Here is a 20,290-nt window from a genome sequence, read left to right on the forward strand (position 1 = left end):
TTGATTATTTAATACCGTCGTTAATTGCCGTTATTTTATCCAGGTGGCCTTTTAATACCGGCAACGTTTTATCAACAAAGGCCTTTAATTCAGCATCCTTTAGATCTTTGCTGGCATTTTCAAACATTGAAACTGTTTTTTTATGCTCGCTCACCATAGTGCTTACGTACGCTTTGTCAAAATCTTTTCCGGTTTTAGCATTTAGTTCATCCCACATTTTTTTTGAGTCGGCATTTACAGAATCCGGTAATGTTACATTTTTTGCCTTTGCCAAAGCCTTCAACTCATCGTTAGCTTTAGAATGGTCCATAACCATCATGTCTGCAAACTCCTTAGCTTTAGCGTTAGTTGCTTTTTGTTGTGCCAGCTTGCTAAGCTCAACTTCTGTCATACCGCCATTGCCGGCATCAACCACAAACTTGGCGTCATCTTCAACTACCGCAATTCCCGGCCCTGCCACTGAAGTGTCCTTCTCTGCGTTTAAACTGTCAGCGGTTTCTGTACTGTCTTTCTCGGTACTGTTACAAGCCTGCAATGCAAAGGCTGTTAACGCGATCATTAAAATTACTTTTAGCTTTTTCATAGTGATGTATGTTTGTTACAACAAACAACGATTAAATAAATATGTTTCAGAGAAAGTTTTTTAACCCTGGGGTTTGATTCTTCTGAAAGTTACAGCATAGGGAAACCTACGCCTTGCGGTATTGTTATAAATTAATGAAAGTGGTAGTTTTTATTATCGCCATGTTGTTCAGCTGCAACGCCTATGCCCAACAAACACCGCTGCCGCATGGAATGGTGTTTGGCCAAAGGCCGGATACCACAATAATTGTAGCATCAACAAAAGCGATGGATTTGATGGGAAAGAAGATCCGCATCAATACAACCCTAAGGGGTAGGGTAATTAACGTAACAAAGCAAAAAGGTGGTTGGTTTAAACTTGATGCCGGAGATGGCAAGGTAATTTCGGCCCACTTTAAAAATTATAACGTTACACTGCCTATGGCGTTAAAAGGCAGGATTGTAATTATCGAAGGGGTAGCCGTTAAGCTTGTCGACTCTACAAATGGTCAACGCTTTGGCGGCAATACGGCCGTTGACAAGGACATTGTGTATAAAGGAAAGCCCCTTGCGCTTACTTTTGAAGTAAGCGGCCTTATGGTTTACAAATAACCGTTTAATGGCAAGGGGATGTGCGACCCGTTAAAAGCCGTAACCGACCAGCCAGGTATACGGCACATTTTTAACAATTTTTGCCTTGATTATTGGAAGGGTTTTTATAACTTGCAAACCCTAAATGATTTAAGATTGAAGAAGTTAGACCCCCACGACATCAGCACCGTCATCATTTTAAATAAAAGCGAAGCAGGTACAAAAACACTGCAAATTAAAACAAAGCACATCTATCGTTTTAAGTATTATACCTTGGGTATGTTTAGTGTTTTAGCATTACTTGTGCTTACCATTGTTGTACAGCGGCAAAGCAATACCCGCCACGAGTTAGAAAAGCAACTATTGCTTTCGCAGATAAAAAACCTTAAGGGCCAGATACCCGAAAGCATTAAACTTACAGAAGATGACCATCAGGCGCAAACTTATGTACAAGCCATTGAGGGTAAACTGAAAAAGATAAACGATTACTTAAGAAAGCGGGGCCTTAAAGGATTCTCTACAGCATCAGTTGGCGGTAAAGGCAATAGCGACGCTGATCTATCCGATAAAGACGTTTATATGGCCTACGATAATTATTTAAACAGTGTAGTAACCGCCGTGGCTTTCACTCCAATGGGATATCCGCGGATAAGCTCGTTAACGTCCCGCTTTGGTTACCGCAATGATCCGTTTAGCAGTTCAAGGGCCGAGTATCATCCCGGTATAGATTTTAAAGGAAGTTATGGCGATGCCGTAAAATGCACCGCCAATGGCAGGGTTGTTTCTGCAGGCTGGGCAGGTGGTTACGGTAACTGTGTACGTGTTAAACATAATAATGGTTTCGAGACTGTTTATGGTCACCTGTCGCGCATTACGGTAAAAATTGGCCAAAAGGTAAGCGTTGGCGATAAGGTGGGTCAAGTTGGTTCAACGGGCCGGTCAACAGGTGCGCACCTGCATTACGAAGTTAGACAAAACGGCAAACCCGTAAACCCAACAAAGTTTTTAACGCTCAATAACTAATGAGTTTTTTGGACAAGAAGAATAAACAGGGCATTTATGGCCAGTCTATTACTACATTAATAAGCGAAGGATCGGTGGTTGACGGTAGTTTGCAAGCCAAAGCCTTTGCCCGTATTGATGGCCACATAAAAGGTAATGTAGAAATTACCGACGGCCTTATTTTAGGCAAACAGGGCTGTATTGACGGCCATGTTAACACCAAAGAAATGGTAGTGCACGGCACCGTTAACGGCAATATCACAGTAAGCGCCATTGAGATAGCTGCCACAGGCAAAGTAACCGGCGATATTACCACAAAGGCCCTGTCTGTTGAAACGGGTGGGGTTTACAACGGGCGTTTAATAATGAACGCCTGATAATATTGCCAGACGCTGACGAGCGCTGAGTTAAAGCATTTTACTTTCACAAGGGAATACTGTATTTTTGCATTTCAAAAAAATTGAAACGCTATGTCATCAGTAGAGACCGCTTACACCCAATACAAAGTTAAAGACTTGTCGCTGGCCGAATGGGGCCGCAAGGAGATTGAATTAGCCGAAGCAGAAATGCCGGGCTTAATGTCGCTTCGCCAGGAATTTGGTGCATCAAAACCATTAGCAGGTGCGCGCATTGCAGGTTGCCTGCACATGACGATACAAACCGCTGTATTAATTGAAACACTTGTTGAACTGGGTGCAGAGGTTACCTGGTCGTCATGTAATATATTTTCAACTCAGGATCATGCCGCCGCTGCTATTGCTGCTGCCGGCATTTCTGTTTATGCCTGGAAGGGCCTGAATGAGCAGGAATTTGACTGGTGCATTGAGCAAACACTGTTCTTTGGCGAGGACCGCAAACCGTTAAACATGATATTAGATGACGGTGGCGACCTAACTAACATGGTTTTAGATCGTTATCCTGAATTGGTTGCCGGTGTTAATGGTATATCTGAAGAAACTACTACAGGTGTACACCGCTTATATGAGCGCGTTAAAGCCGGTACTTTACCAATGCCCGCTATCAACATTAACGACTCAGTTACCAAATCAAAATTTGATAACAAATATGGCTGCCGCGAATCGTTGGTTGACGCTATCCGTCGTGCAACTGATGTGATGATGGCCGGTAAAGTGGGTGTTGTTTGCGGTTATGGCGATGTGGGTAAAGGTTCTGCAGATTCATTACGCAACGCTGGTGTGCGTGTTATTGTAACAGAAATTGACCCTATCTGCGCTTTGCAGGCAGCTATGGAAGGTTTTGAGGTTAAAAAATTAAGCACTGCCATTGCCGAGGCTGATATTGTAGTTACCGCTACAGGTAACAAAAACATCGTTCGCGAAGAGCATTTCCGCGCGTTGAAAGACAAGGCTATTGTTTGTAACATCGGCCACTTTGATAACGAGATTGACATGGCCTGGTTAAACAGCGCTTATGGTGATAAGAAAATTGAAATTAAACCACAGGTTGATAAATATACTATTGACGGTAAAGACGTTATTGTTTTAGCCGAAGGCCGTTTGGTAAACTTAGGTTGCGCCACAGGGCACCCAAGCTTTGTAATGAGTAACTCATTTACCAACCAAACATTGGCTCAATTAGAGCTTTGGACCAACGCCGGTGCTTACGAAAACAAAGTATACACCCTGCCTAAACATCTTGACGAGAAAGTTGCCCGACTACACCTGGCCAAAATTGGTGTTGAGCTGGAAGTGTTAGATCAAGACCAGGCAGACTACATTGGCGTAACAGTTGATGGTCCGTTTAAGGCGGATTACTACCGTTATTAAGTTATTGAGCCGAAAGGTAAAAGTATAAAGCAAAAGGCCAGGTCGATGAGATCAGGCCTTTTTTGTTTTGAAAATTGGAACACAAAACAGAAAGGTAGGCTCAACTGGTTTATAATTTTGAAATCAGTACATAGTGGAAACTCATACGTAACCACACCCAGCATGCCAGTTGTATTGGTAAAAAACGCTATCAAGCCAGAAGCTCAAAATTATCTTTAAATAAAAAAGCCGCGTATAATTAACTTATAACGCGGCTTCTTTTATAGAACAGAGAACTAACCCCTATCCCCTAATCACAAGGTCTATCAACTAAGCTTTTACAGCCTGCCCTACCAAATGGTTAGCCACCAAATATTCGGCAATTTGCACAGCGTTGGTAGCGGCACCTTTACGCAGGTTGTCGCTTACTATCCAGCAATTTAAAGTATTAGGCTGGCTCTCGTCCCGGCGAATACGGCCTACAAAAACCTCGTCCTTATCATGCGCGTCAAGCGGCATAGGGTATTTCAAATTAGCTACATCATCAGTAACTATAACACCAGGTGCTTTGCTTAACAGCTCACGCAATTCTGTAAGATCAAAATCATTTGCAAATTCAATATTCACAGACTCAGAGTGACCACCCATAACCGGGATACGCACAGTAGTTGCAGTTACGCGTATGCTGTCGTCACCCATAATTTTATTGGTCTCTTTAACCATTTTCATTTCCTCTTTGGTGTATCCGTTTTCGGTAAACACATCAATATGAGGCAATACATTCAAGTCTATTTTATACGGATAAGCCATAGGGCCTTCAACACCATTACGTTCGTTCATTAACTGGTCAACCGCTTTAACGCCGGTACCTGTTACTGATTGGTAAGTTGATACCACAACGCGTTTAATTTTGTATTTATCGTGCAATGGTTTTAAAGCTACCACCATTTGTATGGTTGAGCAATTTGGGTTGGCTATGATTTTGTCTTCGGCAGTAAGAACATTAGCATTTACTTCGGGCACTACCAGTTTTTTGGTAGGATCCATGCGCCATGCAGATGAGTTATCAATAACAGTAATGCCTGCTGCTGCAAAAAGCGGCGCTTGCGCCAATGAGGTGCTGCCTCCTGCCGAGAATAAGGCAATTTCGGGCTTCTGCTTTATCGCATCCTCAACAGAAACCACCTTAAACTGCTTACCCTTAAAAGTTATTTCTTTACCAATACTTTTTTCGGAAGCAACGGGAATTAATTCTGTTACCGGAAAGTTGCGTTCTTCAAGAACCTGCAACATTTTAGTGCCCACCAAGCCTGTGGCACCTACAACTGCGATCTTCATTGTTTTTTTAATTTGTTAATTAATAATTTATTGCGAAGGGCAAATATCGTATTTTTTTGTTTAGAGCCGTAAATTTATTGTAAATGATGGCTTATATTTTGCTTGTATCTGCCTCAAAAGGATGCTATTGCAGGCAAATTCTTACCTTTGCAAAACATCCGCATTAGCTATGAGCGAAAAGATATTAGTGATAGGCTCTAACGGCCAAATTGGTACAGAACTGGTACTTAACCTGCGTAACAGGTATGGTGCCGGGGCGGTAATTGCATCAGATATACATCTTTCTGATCATCCGCTAATTAAAGGCGGTCCTTTTGAACTTATAAACGTTTTAGATAAGATAGTGCTTGAGGCGGTTTTTGAAAAGCAACAACCCACCCAGGTTTATCTCCTGGCTGCCATTTTATCCGCCACCGGCGAAAAACACCCAAAAATGGCCTGGGACCTTAACATGACCGGGCTGCTTAATGTGCTTGATCTGGCTGTGAAGTATAAAACCAAAAAGGTGTTCTGGCCAAGCTCAATAGCGGTATTCGGTCCGCATTCTCCACGCGAAAATACGCCTCAGTTTTGTGTGATGGATCCCAATACCGTTTACGGCTTTAGCAAATTGGCCGGTGAGCGCTGGTGCGAATACTATTACCTTAAGCATGGTTTAGATGTGCGCAGTCTGCGTTATCCGGGTTTGATAGGCTGGCGCAGCGATCCGGGTGGCGGAACAACGGATTATGCCGTAAACATTTTCCATGAAGCTTTAGCAAACAACAGGTACGAAAGCTTTTTATCGGCAGAAACGGCTTTGCCTATGATGTATATGGACGATGCCATACGCGCCACGCTTGAGCTGATGGACGCCCCGGCTTATAAACTCAGCATCCGCTCATCCTATAATCTGGCGGGCATCAGCTTTACACCGGAGCAGTTATCCGAAGAAATAAAAAAACACTTGCCGGGCTTTGAAATAACTTATGCAGGCAGTGATCCCCGCCAGGCCATTGCTGATAGCTGGCCAAAATCAATTGATGACACGAAAGCGCAGGAGGACTGGGACTGGAAGATTAAATACGATTTGAGGGAAATGACAAAGGATATGCTGGAGAATTTGAAGGGGTGACGAGTAGCTTTTATAGATTATACATTTTTAGTATATTTGATTATGACGAAGCAAGCAATTATTGAACATACAATTGATGTAATCAATCAGCTTCCGGAAGATGAAGCTACTAAAATTGCAGAATTTGCTGACCTATTAATCGAAAGCGAAAATAAACTTGTAGCAATGCATGCAAGGTTAAAGCAAATGCGAGAGGAGCTTATTGTTCAAATGGATGAATTGACATTTAACGAGAACGTGCAAAGTATGGCCTCAAACTCTGCTTTTGATTTTTTGAAGGATGAAGAAGAACTTTATACTGAAAGCGATCTAAAGGAAGTTTATGGGAAAAGGTGATATCTTGTTAATTACCTTTCCTTTCACAGATTTAAGTGGCACTAAACTACGACCCGCTGTAATACTTGCTGAAACCGGAAGTGATTTAACAGTCTGTTTCATAACCAGCCAAATGCAATGGCACGAATCAACTGATCTTATTCTAAATCCAACGAGTACAAATGGGCTTAAGAAATTATCGCTTCTACGTACCAGCAAAATTGCTACTTTAAATATTGCTTTAGCGCGTGGGTTTTTAGGAACGCTGACCAATATTGAGCTAAATGACCTTGATAACAGTTTAAAACAGTTCCTTCAGATTCCTTGATACAATTACCTCTGCTATTAAAGATCAATTCCATTTTTTTACTTCACCTTTCCCGCGCTATTAACAAAAACAACGTTTGATAAAACCGCTGTATCCGCCTTGTCCGGCACGTGCGAACACATACCTATTCCAATATAAAAAGGTCTATCCAATTTTAATTCTATAGGTGTGCCGTATTGGGTCATCGGTTCGCCAAATATGCTTACAAAAAGTGCAAACTTATCGCCACGCTTTTCAATGCCTATTCGTTGCGCATGAGCAATAATGCCTTCATCCATAGATTTGCCGCCGGGCAATGCCCCACGACTGGTTACACGATATTCAAAATCTCTAACGCGCACCCCTTTCTCCGGTCGCCAAGCTAATTGTATCATTCCCTCACCATGCAATGCCACAACTACTTGCTTGGCATCATCATCTAAACTCTGGCGAATAACAATACAGGCTTTTCGATCGCCATAGCCAGCCGGATCCGGATACATGATGTCTGCTGCCATCGATACATCGCCAGATACCTTCTTCCACAAATACCTAAACTCATCTCTAACATACCAGATGTTGTAACCGGCAGATGTAATGGTATATTTCTTTGTGGCACTCTCATAACTTGAACTACCGGGAATAATAGCCGCACCAACATCGCTTTGCCCATCAAATATGCCGATAGGTGTCATTATTGTTTTTGCATCGCGATGAAAATCAGCAGGAGGCGATATTTGTTTATGCGTTGCACTGGCAGGCAAGGCCCAATCAGGCACAGCAGGGTTAGCAGTTGGTGTTTGAGCAGTGGCCAGTAATGTCGCGACTAATATTATACATGCTTGCAATAGCACGCCTTGGATGCTTGTTCTCATAGAAAAATTCATACACTAAGCTTTAGTATAATTGGGTGTTTTGGCAAATGTAAATAAGTATTTCAAAAACCATGGGGCTAACTGATATGTTAGCAATGGTATATAAGGGCAACTTGATCCAATAATTAACGGATGTATAAGGCCTTTCAAAAATTTAAAAGAAACCTGCTATCTTTAACCCCAGTTTCCATGACCTATAAACCATGGACCATTCAGTAATAAAATATGGGAAGAGCATTTGAATTCCGTAAAGAGAGAAAATTTAAGCGTTGGGCCAAAATGGCCATTCAGTTTACCCGTTTAGGTAAAGAAATAGTAATGGCCGTTAAGGCAGGTGGCGGCGATGTTAACACTAACTCGCGCTTACGCACGGCCGTGCAAAATGCTAAGGCCGTTAATATGCCGAAAGACAGGGTAGAGGCAGCTATTAAACGTGCCGTTAGCCGTGATGAGAAAGATTACGAGGAACTGGTTTACGAGGGTTACGCCCCACATGGCGTTGCCGTGTTGGTTGAAACAGCTACCGACAATACCAATCGTACTGTTGCCAACGTGCGCAGCTATTTTACTAAAACCGGTGGCGCGCTGGGTAAAACCGGGTCTTTGGATTTTATATTCACCCGCAAAGCGGTATTTAATTTTGAGCCGGGCGACCGTGACCTGGAGGAGTTGGAGTTTGAATTGATAGATGCCGGATTAGAAGACCTTTTTGTTGAAGCAGACGAAGAAGGAAATGACATAGCAGTTATCCATACAGCATTTGAAGACTTTGGCAAGATGCAAAAAGGCTTAGAGGCCTTAGGTATCGAACCTAAATCGGCCAAGCTGGAACGTGTACCGCAATCTTTCCATGAGGTAACTGAAGAACAGGTTGCTGATGTATTAAAACTGATAGACAGACTGGAAGAGGACGACGATGTGCAGGCAGTTTATCATAATATGGCGGAGTAAGCGTTAGTTGAATAGAGTCTCGTACCTATCAAGTTAATCCTAAAATCAAGGTCCATGCCACTACTTAACACACGCAGACAAGAAAAGAAAGTTAAAGTTACCTTTAGCGATGGCCTGCTGCTGGTTGAAAAGGATGATGGTAAACAACAGGTTTTTCCATTGGAATGGTTCCCGAAATTGTTGAATGCTACAGAAGAAGAACGCGAAGATTGGGCACAAACCGATCAAGGCCTCCGATTTAATAAGTTAGGTATTGATGTAGCTTTTTAATAGAGTCAGGATACAATAATCAGGAGACCAGAGTGTCTCCATTCTTGGCTCTTGGTTCTTGATTCTAAATAATAATGACGTTCGAAGAGTTTTTTAAAAAGAAAAGAATTGATCTGGATGCTTTAGAAAAAGGCAACCCGCTACTTCTTTTTGAGTTTAAAAATCACTTTGAGCAAATGGGCGAAAAAAGTTTTGACCATACCAAAAAGTACTGGTTCAATAAACTGCGTTTGCAGTACCACCTGGCGCCCGAGGTTAAAACAGAAAAGGTTAAGATGGAAAACCCGTTAGCCGAACAAACGGTTACCGATAGCCTGGCCGAAAGCACTTTGCCGGAACCAAGACCTGCCGCTACCTCCAAATTTCAAGGCGCCCCAATACCAGAGCGGCCGGCAACCGAACATACCGGCAGTGCACCAGCCCAATCTAAACCCGCAACGGGGTTCACTCCTCGTTTTAAAGCCGACGCAACCAAGTCTGCACAACCAGCTGCTCAGTCGGACGAAAACAAATCGGAAGAACCATCTGCTCCAGATAAGCCGAAAGCGGGCTTTACGCGACGCTTTAAGGCCGGGGTTACTAAACCAATAGAAGATATTAACGCTGCAACATCTGAAGAAAACAAAACTGGAGATGCTGCTGAGTCTAAAGTTGGCTTTACACCTCGTTTTAAAGCGGGGATAACAACACCTGCTGTTGAACCTAATGCTGCACCAACTGAAGAAACAAAAACAGACGAGCCTGCCAAAGCCAAGGTTGGTTTTACACCACGCTTTAAGGCCGGCGTTACAAAAGCTGCTGAACCTGAGCCGTCAATTGGAGAAAACAAGAAGGATGAAGCTCCTGTTGATAACAAAGTTAATATAGGTTTTACTCCACGTTTTAAAGCGGGGGTTACTAAATCTGTACAGCCCGGCGTTGGAGAAGATGCTGAGGATAAACAACCCGCTGCAGAAACGGAAATGCCTAAAGCAGAAGAGCCAACAGCAGATAAACCTAAAATTGGATTCACCCCCAGATTCAAAGCCGGTATTACTAAGACAAACGCCCAGCAAGCTGATAATAATAGCGAAGAGCCTCCTGCTGAAAGCTAAATTTTTATTGCAAATTAGTTGCAATACTTTTTTATGGCAACGTACGCCTCGGCCAAACCTAATTCGCCCGCCTTACTGAAATCAAGACAGGCTCCGTTCTGATCTGTGTTCCCTTCTACTTTTGCCAAGCCCCTTAAATAAAAGGCCCATTTATCATAGATGTTTAGCGTGGTAGCTTTGGTAAAGTCCCCAATGGAGCCACTGTAATCCCGCAGTTTTGCCCTTGCCTGTCCGCGCTTTAAAAACGCTTGCTCCATATTGGGTTGTAATTGCAATGCTGTATCGTAATCTTGTATCGCTCCACGTGCATCTGTCAACGCAAATTTGGCCATTCCCCTGTTTAGGTACGCATTAGCGTTACGGGGGTTCATCGCAATGGCCATGTTACAATCCTGAACGGCACTAACAGAGTCGCGCAGATTAAGCTTTGCTAATGCCCTGTCAATATAAATAGTTTCGTTCAACGGCTCAAGGCGTAAGGCTGTTATAAAATCCTCCTTAGTGCCTTCACTATCGCCACGTAAGCTTTTTACAAGCGCGCGTTTTACGTATCCTTTACCACTCGCCGGTTCTTTGTCAATAGCTTGATTATAGTATTCAATGGCTGCCATATAATCTTTCTGTTCAACCTTAGAATCGCCCATCAACAAATAACCCTCTTCTGAATGAGCTATGGTTATGGCGGTGTTCAGATCATCGTTGGCCCCTTCTAAATCTCCTGATTTCATCTTTACAACACCGCGATTAGCATAAGCATCGGCATACGCAGAATCCAAGGCAATAGCGGTATCAAAATCTTGCAATGCAGTATACGATCCGCTCAGGTGTCCTTTTGCTATACCTCTTCGTAAATACAATTCCTTGTTTTTAGGATTAGCTTCTATGCCGGCCGTAAAAAGCTTAATGGCGGCATTATAGTCACTATTCTTATCTTTCATAATACCGAGGCTAAGCAACGCATTTGAGTTTTTTGGATCAATCTCCAGGGCTTTTTCATAATCTGCAATAGATCCATTAACATCTCCTAATAATGCTTTGGCATAACCTCTTTTAAAATAAATACCCCCGCTGTTTGCGTTGATCTGAATAACTTTGTCATAATCTGCTAACGCTCCTTTATAATTTTTCAAATCCACCTTAATATCGCCACGCGTATAATAAGAGCTTTCGTTATTGGGGTCAAGGGCAATGGCCTCATTAACATCAGGCAATGCTGCGCTTGTATCGCGGTTTAAATAGTATTTTGCTTTACCCCTTATAGCCAGCAAGTTACTATTTTTAGGGTTGACCCTTAACCCGTTGTCAGCATCTGCTATGGCATTCTGTAAACTATCGCGCTCCATATTGATGTTCGCCCTTATCTCATAAGCCTCACTTAAATTCGGATTTACAGTTAAGGCTTTTGATATGTCGTTCAGTGCCGCATCGCGTTTCTTTAAATTGAGATATGCCTTGCCTCTTGATAAGTACAGTTCGGCATTGCCCGGGCTGGCTGTAATAGCTTTGGTATAATCAATGATGGCGCCTTCATTATCTGCAGCGTTTATGCGGGCATTGGCTATGTAAGCATACAGTTCTTTGTAGCTCGGATTCATTTTTATAGCCAGATTGTAATCTTCAATGGCGCCTTTATTATCCTTTAAATTAGTTTTTGCGTTTCCGCGATAGTATACGGCTTCGGCATTTTTTGGATCAAGCTCTATCGCTTTATTAAAGTCAACAATAGCGCCCCTATAGTCAGCAATTGCTGCTTTTGAATTTGCTCTGTAATAATAGATCTCAGCTGCTTTTGGGTTTAGCCTAAGTGCACTACCATAATCGGCTATTGCGCCCACGTGATCCTTTAGATTACTTTTGGCCACACCCCGGTATTCAAAAAGCTGGTATTTTCGCGGGTTGATCTGTAAGGCGCGGGTAAAATCTGCAACGGCACCTTCGTAATCCTGAATGTTGCTTTCCGCATTGGCCCGGTATTCAAAAACTTCCGCATTTCCCGGTGCCTGCATCGCTGCTTTGTTATAATCAATAATTGCGGCCTTGTATTCCTTAAAGTTGCTATATGCGTTTGCCCTGTAAAAATAAGCGTTAGGATAGTTATCGTTTAAATTGATAACCTGCGCAAAGTCTTTAATAGCTAAAATATAGTTCTGATTGTTGCTGTAAGCATTTCCCCTGAAAAAATATGCATCAGTGTAGTCGCGCTGCAACTCAATGGCACGGGTAAACTCAGTTATGGCAGCTTGCTGATCGCCGGCCTTGGCTTTGGCATGGCCACGCTGCACAAAATCATCGGCTGTTTGAGCAAACCCATTAAAAGAAAAAAACAACAGTACTATAAAAAGATACTTCATACGCCGGGTGAAACTGCTATAAATTTTTTAAAACATTCCAAATACATCAATCATCCAATCGCTTAAATAACCAAAAATAGTTTGTGGCACCTCGTGTGCTAAATTGGGGTACACAAAAAGCTTATTTTTATTAGTAAGGCTATTTACCATCACAAAGGAATTTTGTGCGGGCGCCAGGTTATCTAATAAACTTATACCCATTAACGAGTTGCATTTTAAGTTAACTGCAAAGTTTTTAAGGTCATAGTAATCCAGATTGATTAACAACTTTTTTAAAGGGATTCGGCGCTGAACACCGTATTCCTCTATATTCTTCATCGGCCATTCTGTACTTCCGATCATAGAGCGGAAATCAGAAAAAATTGGGTTGAACGCTGAACAAATTTTTATCCGTTTATCAAGGCTCGATGCGGCTATGGATAAAAAGCCTCCCATACTTGCTCCTGAACATACAATGTTTTCTTCATCCAGATCGGGGCGCGAGACAATAAAGTCTACTCCGCGTAGTACGTCCATCAAAGCTCCGCGGAAAATGTATTTATACCTGTTTTCAATATCAGTGGTAAGATATCCTTCTTTTGAAGGGTTTATTCTATCGCGCGCATTACCCTGGCCGCGTATATTAAGCGCTAAAACCGCAAAATCTTCTGATCCATAAATTGGATTTACGCCATACCCACCGTAACCCGGCACCACCAGCCATATAGGCAGCTTACGGCCCGGCTTAAGTTTCTTGCTCATGGTTAGCCACCCACGGATAGTTATATTATTCCATGATTTTAATTCAACCAGGTAGCATGCTATGCCCTTTTTTTCCATACCTGGCTGTATGGTTACTTTTGCAGCCATGGGTATTAGCGCCAGCGAATCTTTTGCATTTTGCCAAAACTGATCAAAATCTGCGGGTTTGGGTGTTTGCGATTTGATGTTCTTTGCGTCAATTCCCACAACACGCTTTATGGTATCATCATACTCCGTAACATTGATAAGCAGATTAAGCTTATAAAAGCCCGCGGGCTGCGATGGAATACTTAGCGTAACACTTTTAGAATCTTTTTTCTTTAAATTAACATTAACCGAACCCTGATCAAGCACCTTGTCTTGCATGCTCAAAACCATGTAGCCAACTGTGCCTGTTTGCGTTTCAGTAAGATTGTTCTTTATGTCAATATTGTAGGTAACTTTCTCTCCCCGACCAAACAATGCATCTTTTTTTGAAGGGTTGGCGGTAAAAACAATGCCGTCCTCATCGTTATTTTGTGCAAATGTGAAAGTGGGGATGCTCATTAGAAATGATCCCACGGTACATATAACACTTAAAAACCGAGACAATTTCAACATTATTTAAAAAGACCTACTATTAAAACTTTGTAATAAAAGACAATGATGCATTGCTGCCAATACCTGTATTTGTACCAACAAAAAACTTGGTATAATTAACGTAAACGGCTAAGGCAGGTGCAAAAATATGGCCAACACTGGCGGTAGCATTAAAATACTTAAAATCTTTATTAAGTAAAATGTTGTTTGCAAATGATTTGTTGGAGCTGGTTGAAATAACTCCCGCGCCAGATAACGATATTAAATTCTCTTTATCAAAACTATAACCTAACGTTGCTGCCGATCTGAATTGGAACGGCCCGGTCTCGTTAAAATATTGACGACCGCCCGCTTCTAAAGAATAAAATAAACTACTTTCATCTCCTGTAGTTGCAGTTCCACTTCCTATCAATTTAAAATCGGCACCAAATGCTCCAAAGCCAAGCTGGCTTGTATTTACGTTATACAACGGTATAATCATTGAGCCCTGCAATGCCATATAAAATTTAAAGTCCACATTACCAAGGTAATAGCGTGCACCAATTTCGGCATCTCCCAAACCCTGTGTTATTGACTTCCCGGCAGATTGATAGGTGTTATATGAATATGGAAGTGAGGCTATCAATGTAACCTGCCTGCTGGCCCCGTACTCGCCATAAACCGAAACACCGCCCGAGTTAAAATAGCCGTTATTATCATAATCTACGGTTTTGCCATTCACATCCCACTTTTGGGTGGAACTGAAGTAGCTAAAAGATGTTGAAAGAACGTAAACGCCTTTACGTACCGGCGTACCACCGGCGTACCCATAATTTACGTTTGTAGCTGTTAACAAACTCACTGCAATAAAAATTTTATAAAAATTTCTCATATGACGATATTTAGCGTAATTGGTTTATTGTTACCCTCTGTTTGTGGAAAAAATTGCCCATATGGCGTGGCTTTTTTAATGTTTAGATCTATAAGCTTAGCGAAATGTGTATAAATACTAAATACAATAAGTGGCCTGCCTTTTCACAGAAAGGAATTGCAAACACAATACCATATTTTTGATATAATTTATCCCCGTAAATCAAATAAATACGGAAATGAAAATTTATCTCAAATATATCAACATTAAATGTGTTTTAATAAATAAGATGGCCGGCAAAGAAGCAAATAATTCAAGCGACCGGCGCCGCTAAAACATGCCGAACTGATCCATCATCCATTGACTTAAATATTTAAACAAGGGTGGTGGAACTTCGTGGCCCAAATTGGGGTATACAAATAGCTTATAACTGCTTTTGTTTTTTATGTTATTAAGCATAACAAACTCATTATACGGTGGCGCAAGCGGATCTAGCAAACTAACGCCTATTAACGATTCGCAATTCAATTCATAGGCAAAGTTCTTCAGATCGTAGTAATCCAGATTGTCTAATATAGTTGCCAGTGGTATGCGCATCTGGGTACTGTATTTTTCTATGGTATTCATGGGCCAGTCTGTACTACCCACCAAAGAGCGGTAATCACAATAAACCGGGTTATTTGCCGAGCATATTTTTATGCGCTTATCCAGGCTACATGCGGCTATTGACAAATAACCACCCATACTACCCCCAGAACATATGATGTTACTGACGTCAAGTTCGGGCCGGGATTCAATAAAGTCAACGGCCCTTATTACATCCATTATGGCACCACGATAAATGTATTTATCCCGACTACCTATATCGGTTGTTAAATACCCATCTTTTGATGGGTTTACAATATCTTTACTGTTACCCTGCCCCCTTACATTAAAAGCTAACACCGCAAGGTCTTCATTGCCATAAATAGGTTTAACGCCGGTACCACCGTAACCAGGCACAACAAGCCACACAGGTAATTTCTTTCCGGGTTTTGCTTTTGCACTCATGGTAAGCCAGCCCCTAATTGTAATATTACCCCAGGTTTGTACTTCAACAAGATAACAGTTAATCCCTTCGCGCTCCATTCCGGGCTTAAGCGTAACCATTGTACGCAAGGGTATTTTTTTTAAAGAGTCTAAACTGGTTTGCCAAAACTTATCAAAATCAGCAGGTTTGGGCGTTTTTGACCTTATTGCATCTGTATTCACACCAAACACCCGCTTCAATGTATCGTCATATTCTGTAATATTTATCGTGATATTAAGGCGGTAAAAACCAGTACTCTGCGATGGCATACTGAGCAAGTAATTGTTGGATGCGCCTTTGCCTAACTTTACATCTATTGTTCCTGTATCCAGCACCTTATCTTTAAGGTCCATAATAGCGTAACCAATAGTGCCTTCCTGGGTAGTGCTCAGGTTGTTTTTAACATCAACTTTGTAAACTATTTTTTCGTTTTTTTCAAAAAGTGCTGTTTTCTTTTTTGGTGTAGCTTCAAAAACAATGTCATCGTCTACATCTGCCGTTGCTACAGCTCGCTCACTATGCATGATTAGCAAGGCTATAAGAAGGAAAAAGTATTTAGAAAGCGCCCGTAATACGTTAAAAAAAATCATTTTAATCACTTATACAACGCTTACTGTTAACGTGTATCCTATATTTATATACGTTATTTTTCGGAAATGGTTTAAATTTATTGTTCGCCTTATTTCATTTGTTTCCTGTAGATGGATGATTTTAAATCCTTTTGAAACAGCGTTACGTCGTCTTTAAAAAAAACTTCAAAATCATTAGCGCTTACCTGGCCCGGATACGGAGTAAAAAAATGTTCTTCTTTCCAGTTGCGCCAGGTTAGCGCGTACGAAACCTTAGTTAACTTAAAAAGTGGCAAAATGGTTTGGGTCCACCAGTAAGGGTCTGGTATTGTGTTATACCCAAATTCTGTTAATGCAGGGAGTTTTTGATGTTCTAACGCAAAGTTAGATAAAAGCTGAAGCCGGTTGTTTAAATACGGGCCATAGTTTTCAGGGTCTTTTTCGCAATACGCATCAAAACCTACTATGTCTACAAAATCATCTCCAGGATAACGTTCGCTATAATCAGCTATTGATGTAAAATCAGAAGAAGAGTAAGCAAATATCAGGTTATGAAGATTTTTTTCCTGTACCAGATAATTAAAGGTGAGGCGCCACAATGCAATATATTCGGCGGGTGTACAACTTGTTTTTCCCCACCAAAACCAATCTCCTGTACTCTCGTGAAACGGTCTGAATATAATGGGGATCATCTCGCCGTCTTCGCCTTTTATCATGCTTACATAATCGGCAAACTTGTCAAGGTATTTTTTGAATTCTGCCTGATACCGGGCGCTATCTAAAATAAGTTTTACGCTTTTACTCTTAGTGGTGATCCATGAAGTTTCGGCAGTTACAGGGTCATTCATGTGCCAGCTTATGGTGTTAATGCCCCCGCGTTCATAAGCCTCCTGCATATAAGTAACCATTTTTTGAAACGGGATACCATCCAAATTGAGGGCACTATCCACCTCAATCCGCCCTGCATCCCACCCATACACTGCCGGATAAGAGCCTGTAACATCTTTAACATCAGAACGTTTATTTTGATATGCCCAGCCAACTCCATACGCAGGGTCTTCCTGATGCCCGTACATAACCCCCTTGTTCATCAGTCTGAACATGTTGCTATAAAGCGTTACGGTTTCCTTGGTTGCAAGTTTGTCAACAGGACTAATGCTTTGGCCGTTAACTGCTAACGTAACGCAATGGGCTAATAATGAAACACAGCACACCAATAATATCTGAACAATCCTCTTTTTAAAACCTCTCAATATCAAATTGTTAAATTCTATGTTCTTATCAGCAAAAATATCATTTATCAAACATTTATGGCTGAAGGTCTTTGCTTTGGTTCCTTTTTCTATTTGCTTCTTCCCTCTTTCTCTGCAGTTTAATTCGTTCCCCTGGAAATAACGAGTTATAAAACGACGAGTATAGCATGATTAATGAAGCCGCGAAATACATAACGTTTTGAAATTCAGGACTGCGAGAGAAAAAAATATTCCACCCGCTGGCAACAGCAAGACCTAACGACCCGAAAAAGAATACAATTTGGTAAACTTTCATACGCCAACTATATAAATATCTTTGTTTTAACCATTTTTCTAATTATTTATTGCTTTTTATCAGAAAATTTGACCTCCTGATGTAATGATTTAACGGTTCTTCAATTTTGGTGAACAACAGTATTGATATGGCATTTAGTAGGATGAAAGCGTATAACAAGTTAAGCTTATCAAACTCAAAAGGCGAGCGCCAATCAACACCCCATTTATCATACAACTCAAAAGCATAATCGTTTAAATTATCAAAGTAGCCATGCATCAAAGTATACATCCAACCTAAATGTATAAGGTAAAATATGTAGGAACTTTTACCTAACAGCTCAACAAATGGCAGGGCCAGCACTTTCTTAAACAAGGTGTTTTCTGTAAGTATGCCGTAAAAGAACAACGCCACTGCGATGCATAAAAAGTAGTTATTAACTATAATGCCTGTAGTGCTTTCTACCCCTGCTGCCCAGCCCGCTGGCACCGGTTGAAATGCCATTACCAGCACACAAAGCATCATTAACAAAAAGCCAATGTAGGTGTATGTTATTTTATTGGTACGCGTAAAACCTTTATTAAGCACTATGCGTGCCAATTGCACACCAACAAAGAACTCAAAACAACGCCCGAAAAACGTAAACAGCATTACAAACGGAACATTACCGAAGAAGCCGTACCAGTTAACGCGACTGAATATTGATACCATTACAACGGCAAACGCAGTTAAAACAATGGGTTGCAGGTAAAATTTATTATATTTTTTTGCGATAAGGAATATTATAGGTGCAGAAAAGTAGAAACACTCCTCAACCGTTAATGACCAGCCCTGTGCTATCCCGGTATCCCAAAACTGATAGAAGAAGCCGCGGAGAAACGTAATATTCATGATCATCAGCCAAACAGGATTGTCGTTGCCTTTTGTAACTGCAGGGTCTTTGGTAATGAAATAATATACAAACGCGCAAATGGTGAGTAAGGCGTACATTGGATAGATCCGCGCTACCCGGTTTTTAAGGTATTGCCTAAACCAATTGTTAGTTAAATGGAAATTATTATAGTACCTAAACGTTATTAAAAAGCCTGACAACACGAAGAATATAGACACGCCAATATGCAGCTCGCCTAAAAAGCGTTGCACAATGTGGGGAAAAACATCGCCAAAAACATCATAGTAATGAGATATAAAGACCAGGTAAGCAGCAAGGGCGCGAACGCCGGTTAGCGCGGGAATATAGTTTTGAAGCGGTTTTTGTGACAACAGAGCAAATATTTAAGTTCCTAAAATAATTGTTATCTGTTTAAATGCAAAATGGGTGCCGCTTGTTCAGTGGGCAGTTCTCAGTGTACAGCAAGGTGTTAAATCAATATAGCTAACCGCCAACTAAAAACGGCCAACTAAGGAACCCTGTACCACACCACGCTCCAATATGCGTTGGTCTATACGATATTGTATCTCTGATTTTTTTAGTCCCCAGTTAGGTGCTATCAGCAGTTCACGATCGCTTAGGCCAAACAGGCGTTGTATCACCACATCAGGCCGGACAAGGGGCAGCAGATCGCATAAAAAATCAGCGTACTCATCCAGCTCAAACAGCTTGAAGGGTTCGCGCTTGTATTTAACGCCCATAACAGAACCTTCTACAATATGCAGGTGGTGGAACTTTACAAATTTTATCTGCGGATGCCGGTTTATTTCATCTGCGTACTTCAACATCATTTCGCGGGTTTCCCATGGGAAGCCGAAGATGGTATGCACGCAGATATCCAGTTTGCTGTTCTCAACCAGTTTTAGCGCTTTGATCAGATCTTCATGATCACAGCCACGGTTGATCTGAGCCAGCGTATCGTTATAGATAGACTCCATACCCATTTCCAGATCCACATCAAACCTGTCGGTATAGCTTTCTAACAACGCTATCTTTTGGGCATCGATACAATCGGGGCGGGTACCCACACTTAAACCAACAATATCTTCGGTGCCATAACTTAGGGCCTCGTCATACATCATTTTTAGGTAATGCGCTGGGGCGTAGGTATTGGTATTAGGCTGAAAGTAGATAATAAATTTATCGGCACGGTTGCCTTTACGGGCACGCTCCATCCCCTCAATTACCTGCTGGCGCACGGTTGGCGCGTTGCGGCTAACAGATGGGGTAAACGAGTCTACATTGCAGTAGGTGCAGCCACCATAACCCTTTGAGCCATCGCGGTTGGGGCAGGTAAAGCCGCCATCAACAATTACTTTGAACACGCGTGCGCCATTGTATTTTTCGCGCAGCCAGGGGCCGTAGTTGTTGTAGCCTTTTTCCCAAGTGGTTGGTATGGTGCTTATTGCTTGCATTGCGGCAAAGATAGGGATTTAAGGTGAGGGATTAATAGAGAACACCGAATGCTGAATCTTGAATGACGAAGTAT

General features: G+C 41.7%; 20 protein-coding genes. 10 read left to right on the forward strand and 10 right to left on the reverse strand.

Translation table 11 applies throughout. The features are described 5' to 3' along the window. Positions 1-4: 4 nt before the first annotated feature. Positions 5-583, reverse strand: coding sequence for a DUF4142 domain-containing protein (locus ACVW2L_RS18395; RefSeq protein WP_457129410.1), 579 nt, complete (start codon positions 581-583; stop codon positions 5-7). A gap of 134 nt (positions 584-717) precedes the next feature. On the opposite strand from ACVW2L_RS18395, the gene ACVW2L_RS18400 reads away from it, so the two are divergent. The 4 genes from ACVW2L_RS18400 (at position 718) to ahcY (ending at position 3,941) form a co-directional block, all read left to right on the forward strand. Next, the gene (locus tag ACVW2L_RS18400; RefSeq protein ID WP_457129411.1) at positions 718-1,173 is read left to right on the forward strand and encodes a DUF4920 domain-containing protein; all 456 of its coding nucleotides are present in this window, start codon (positions 718-720) and stop codon (positions 1,171-1,173) included. A 135-nt stretch (positions 1,174-1,308) separates the two neighbouring features. Continuing rightward, entirely contained in the window at positions 1,309-2,175 is an 867-nt protein-coding gene (locus tag ACVW2L_RS18405) for a M23 family metallopeptidase (RefSeq protein ID WP_457129412.1), read from the forward strand. Beyond that, entirely contained in the window at positions 2,175-2,531 is a 357-nt protein-coding gene (locus tag ACVW2L_RS18410) for a bactofilin family protein (RefSeq protein ID WP_457129413.1), read from the forward strand. The genes ACVW2L_RS18405 and ACVW2L_RS18410 overlap by 1 nt, the downstream gene beginning before the upstream one ends. Before the next feature lie 93 nt (positions 2,532-2,624). Then, complete coding sequence (gene ahcY / locus ACVW2L_RS18415) at positions 2,625-3,941, forward strand: adenosylhomocysteinase (protein ID WP_457129414.1); 1,317 nt, start codon at positions 2,625-2,627, stop codon at positions 3,939-3,941. 309 nt (positions 3,942-4,250) lie between these two features. Here the strand turns inward: ahcY and ACVW2L_RS18420 are convergent, their stop codons facing one another. Next, the gene (locus ACVW2L_RS18420; protein ID WP_457129415.1) at positions 4,251-5,258 is read right to left on the reverse strand and encodes an aspartate-semialdehyde dehydrogenase; all 1,008 of its coding nucleotides are present in this window, start codon (positions 5,256-5,258) and stop codon (positions 4,251-4,253) included. A 169-nt stretch (positions 5,259-5,427) separates the two neighbouring features. On the opposite strand from ACVW2L_RS18420, the gene ACVW2L_RS18425 reads away from it, so the two are divergent. The 3 genes from ACVW2L_RS18425 to ACVW2L_RS18435 are packed head-to-tail and all read left to right on the forward strand — an operon-like array spanning position 5,428 to position 7,015. Next, the gene (locus ACVW2L_RS18425) at positions 5,428-6,372 is read left to right on the forward strand and encodes an NAD-dependent epimerase/dehydratase family protein (RefSeq protein ID WP_457129416.1); all 945 of its coding nucleotides are present in this window, start codon (positions 5,428-5,430) and stop codon (positions 6,370-6,372) included. A gap of 42 nt (positions 6,373-6,414) precedes the next feature. Next, a complete protein-coding gene (locus tag ACVW2L_RS18430) occupies positions 6,415-6,708 on the forward strand; it encodes a hypothetical protein (RefSeq protein ID WP_457129417.1) in 294 nt (97 codons plus the stop codon). After that, positions 6,695-7,015 (forward strand): type II toxin-antitoxin system PemK/MazF family toxin, encoded by a 321-nt coding sequence (locus tag ACVW2L_RS18435; protein ID WP_457129418.1) that lies wholly within the window; start codon positions 6,695-6,697, stop codon positions 7,013-7,015. Before ACVW2L_RS18430 ends, ACVW2L_RS18435 begins: the two co-directional genes overlap by 14 nt. Positions 7,016-7,053: 38 nt before the next feature. On the opposite strand, the gene ACVW2L_RS18440 is transcribed toward ACVW2L_RS18435, so the two are convergent. Beyond that, the gene (locus ACVW2L_RS18440) at positions 7,054-7,869 is read right to left on the reverse strand and encodes a hypothetical protein (RefSeq protein WP_457129419.1); all 816 of its coding nucleotides are present in this window, start codon (positions 7,867-7,869) and stop codon (positions 7,054-7,056) included. 225 nt (positions 7,870-8,094) lie between these two features. Here ACVW2L_RS18440 and ACVW2L_RS18445 point away from each other — a divergent pair, with 225 nt between their 5' ends. From ACVW2L_RS18445 to ACVW2L_RS18455, 3 genes are all read left to right on the forward strand, one after another. Next, positions 8,095-8,820: a YebC/PmpR family DNA-binding transcriptional regulator gene (locus tag ACVW2L_RS18445; protein ID WP_457129420.1), complete on the forward strand. Its 726-nt coding sequence runs from the start codon at positions 8,095-8,097 to the stop codon at positions 8,818-8,820. Between the two features lie 54 nt (positions 8,821-8,874). After that, entirely contained in the window at positions 8,875-9,090 is a 216-nt protein-coding gene (locus ACVW2L_RS18450; protein WP_457129421.1) for a DUF2442 domain-containing protein, read from the forward strand. A 74-nt stretch (positions 9,091-9,164) separates the two neighbouring features. Then, a complete protein-coding gene (locus ACVW2L_RS18455) occupies positions 9,165-10,184 on the forward strand; it encodes a hypothetical protein (protein WP_457129422.1) in 1,020 nt (339 codons plus the stop codon). A gap of 14 nt (positions 10,185-10,198) precedes the next feature. Here the strand turns inward: ACVW2L_RS18455 and ACVW2L_RS18460 are convergent, their stop codons facing one another. The 7 genes from ACVW2L_RS18460 to ACVW2L_RS18490 all read right to left on the reverse strand — a co-directional run bounded on the left by ACVW2L_RS18460 (position 10,199) and on the right by ACVW2L_RS18490 (position 20,216). Beyond that, positions 10,199-12,535, reverse strand: coding sequence for a tetratricopeptide repeat protein (locus ACVW2L_RS18460; RefSeq protein WP_457129423.1), 2,337 nt, complete (start codon positions 12,533-12,535; stop codon positions 10,199-10,201). Between the two features lie 27 nt (positions 12,536-12,562). Next, a complete protein-coding gene (locus ACVW2L_RS18465; RefSeq protein WP_457129424.1) occupies positions 12,563-13,837 on the reverse strand; it encodes an acetylxylan esterase in 1,275 nt (424 codons plus the stop codon). Between the two features lie 58 nt (positions 13,838-13,895). Beyond that, on the reverse strand, positions 13,896-14,726 hold the full coding sequence (locus tag ACVW2L_RS18470; RefSeq protein WP_457129425.1) for a hypothetical protein: 831 nt from the start codon (positions 14,724-14,726) through the stop codon (positions 13,896-13,898). A gap of 309 nt (positions 14,727-15,035) precedes the next feature. Beyond that, entirely contained in the window at positions 15,036-16,298 is a 1,263-nt protein-coding gene (locus ACVW2L_RS18475) for an acetylxylan esterase (protein ID WP_457129426.1), read from the reverse strand. Positions 16,299-16,453: 155 nt separating this feature from the next. Beyond that, positions 16,454-17,647: a glycoside hydrolase family 26 protein gene (locus ACVW2L_RS18480; RefSeq protein WP_457129427.1), complete on the reverse strand. Its 1,194-nt coding sequence runs from the start codon at positions 17,645-17,647 to the stop codon at positions 16,454-16,456. A 286-nt stretch (positions 17,648-17,933) separates the two neighbouring features. After that, positions 17,934-19,133, reverse strand: a complete 1,200-nt coding sequence (locus ACVW2L_RS18485) for an acyltransferase family protein (RefSeq protein ID WP_457129428.1) — start codon at positions 19,131-19,133, stop codon at positions 17,934-17,936. Positions 19,134-19,256: 123 nt separating this feature from the next. Continuing rightward, positions 19,257-20,216 carry a TIGR01212 family radical SAM protein gene (locus ACVW2L_RS18490; RefSeq protein ID WP_457129429.1) on the reverse strand — a complete coding sequence of 320 codons (960 nt, stop codon included), beginning with the start codon at positions 20,214-20,216 and terminating at the stop codon, positions 19,257-19,259. Positions 20,217-20,290 lie beyond the last annotated feature (74 nt).

This window comes from Mucilaginibacter sp. HD30 (genome assembly GCF_054061755.1).

Bases quoted from the DNA above. Each gene is read 5' to 3' on its own strand.
- ACVW2L_RS18400 (WP_457129411.1), top strand. From the start codon at position 718: ATGAAAGTGGTAGTTTTTATTATCGCCATGTTGTTCAGCTGCAACGCC.
- ACVW2L_RS18420 (WP_457129415.1), bottom strand. From the start codon at position 5,258: ATGAAGATCGCAGTTGTAGGTGCCACAGGCTTGGTGGGCACTAAAATG.
- ACVW2L_RS18455 (WP_457129422.1), top strand. From the start codon at position 9,165: ATGACGTTCGAAGAGTTTTTTAAAAAGAAAAGAATTGATCTGGATGCT.
- ACVW2L_RS18460 (WP_457129423.1), bottom strand. From the start codon at position 12,535: ATGAAGTATCTTTTTATAGTACTGTTGTTTTTTTCTTTTAATGGGTTT.
- ACVW2L_RS18440 (WP_457129419.1), bottom strand. From the start codon at position 7,869: ATGAGAACAAGCATCCAAGGCGTGCTATTGCAAGCATGTATAATATTA.
- ACVW2L_RS18425 (WP_457129416.1), top strand. From the start codon at position 5,428: ATGAGCGAAAAGATATTAGTGATAGGCTCTAACGGCCAAATTGGTACA.
- ahcY (WP_457129414.1), top strand. From the start codon at position 2,625: ATGTCATCAGTAGAGACCGCTTACACCCAATACAAAGTTAAAGACTTG.
- ACVW2L_RS18445 (WP_457129420.1), top strand. From the start codon at position 8,095: ATGGGAAGAGCATTTGAATTCCGTAAAGAGAGAAAATTTAAGCGTTGG.
- ACVW2L_RS18475 (WP_457129426.1), bottom strand. From the start codon at position 16,298: ATGCATAGTGAGCGAGCTGTAGCAACGGCAGATGTAGACGATGACATT.
- ACVW2L_RS18490 (WP_457129429.1), bottom strand. From the start codon at position 20,216: ATGCAAGCAATAAGCACCATACCAACCACTTGGGAAAAAGGCTACAAC.
- ACVW2L_RS18410 (WP_457129413.1), top strand. From the start codon at position 2,175: ATGAGTTTTTTGGACAAGAAGAATAAACAGGGCATTTATGGCCAGTCT.
- ACVW2L_RS18430 (WP_457129417.1), top strand. From the start codon at position 6,415: ATGACGAAGCAAGCAATTATTGAACATACAATTGATGTAATCAATCAG.
- ACVW2L_RS18395 (WP_457129410.1), bottom strand. From the start codon at position 583: ATGAAAAAGCTAAAAGTAATTTTAATGATCGCGTTAACAGCCTTTGCA.
- ACVW2L_RS18450 (WP_457129421.1), top strand. From the start codon at position 8,875: ATGCCACTACTTAACACACGCAGACAAGAAAAGAAAGTTAAAGTTACC.
- ACVW2L_RS18435 (WP_457129418.1), top strand. From the start codon at position 6,695: ATGGGAAAAGGTGATATCTTGTTAATTACCTTTCCTTTCACAGATTTA.
- ACVW2L_RS18470 (WP_457129425.1), bottom strand. From the start codon at position 14,726: ATGAGAAATTTTTATAAAATTTTTATTGCAGTGAGTTTGTTAACAGCT.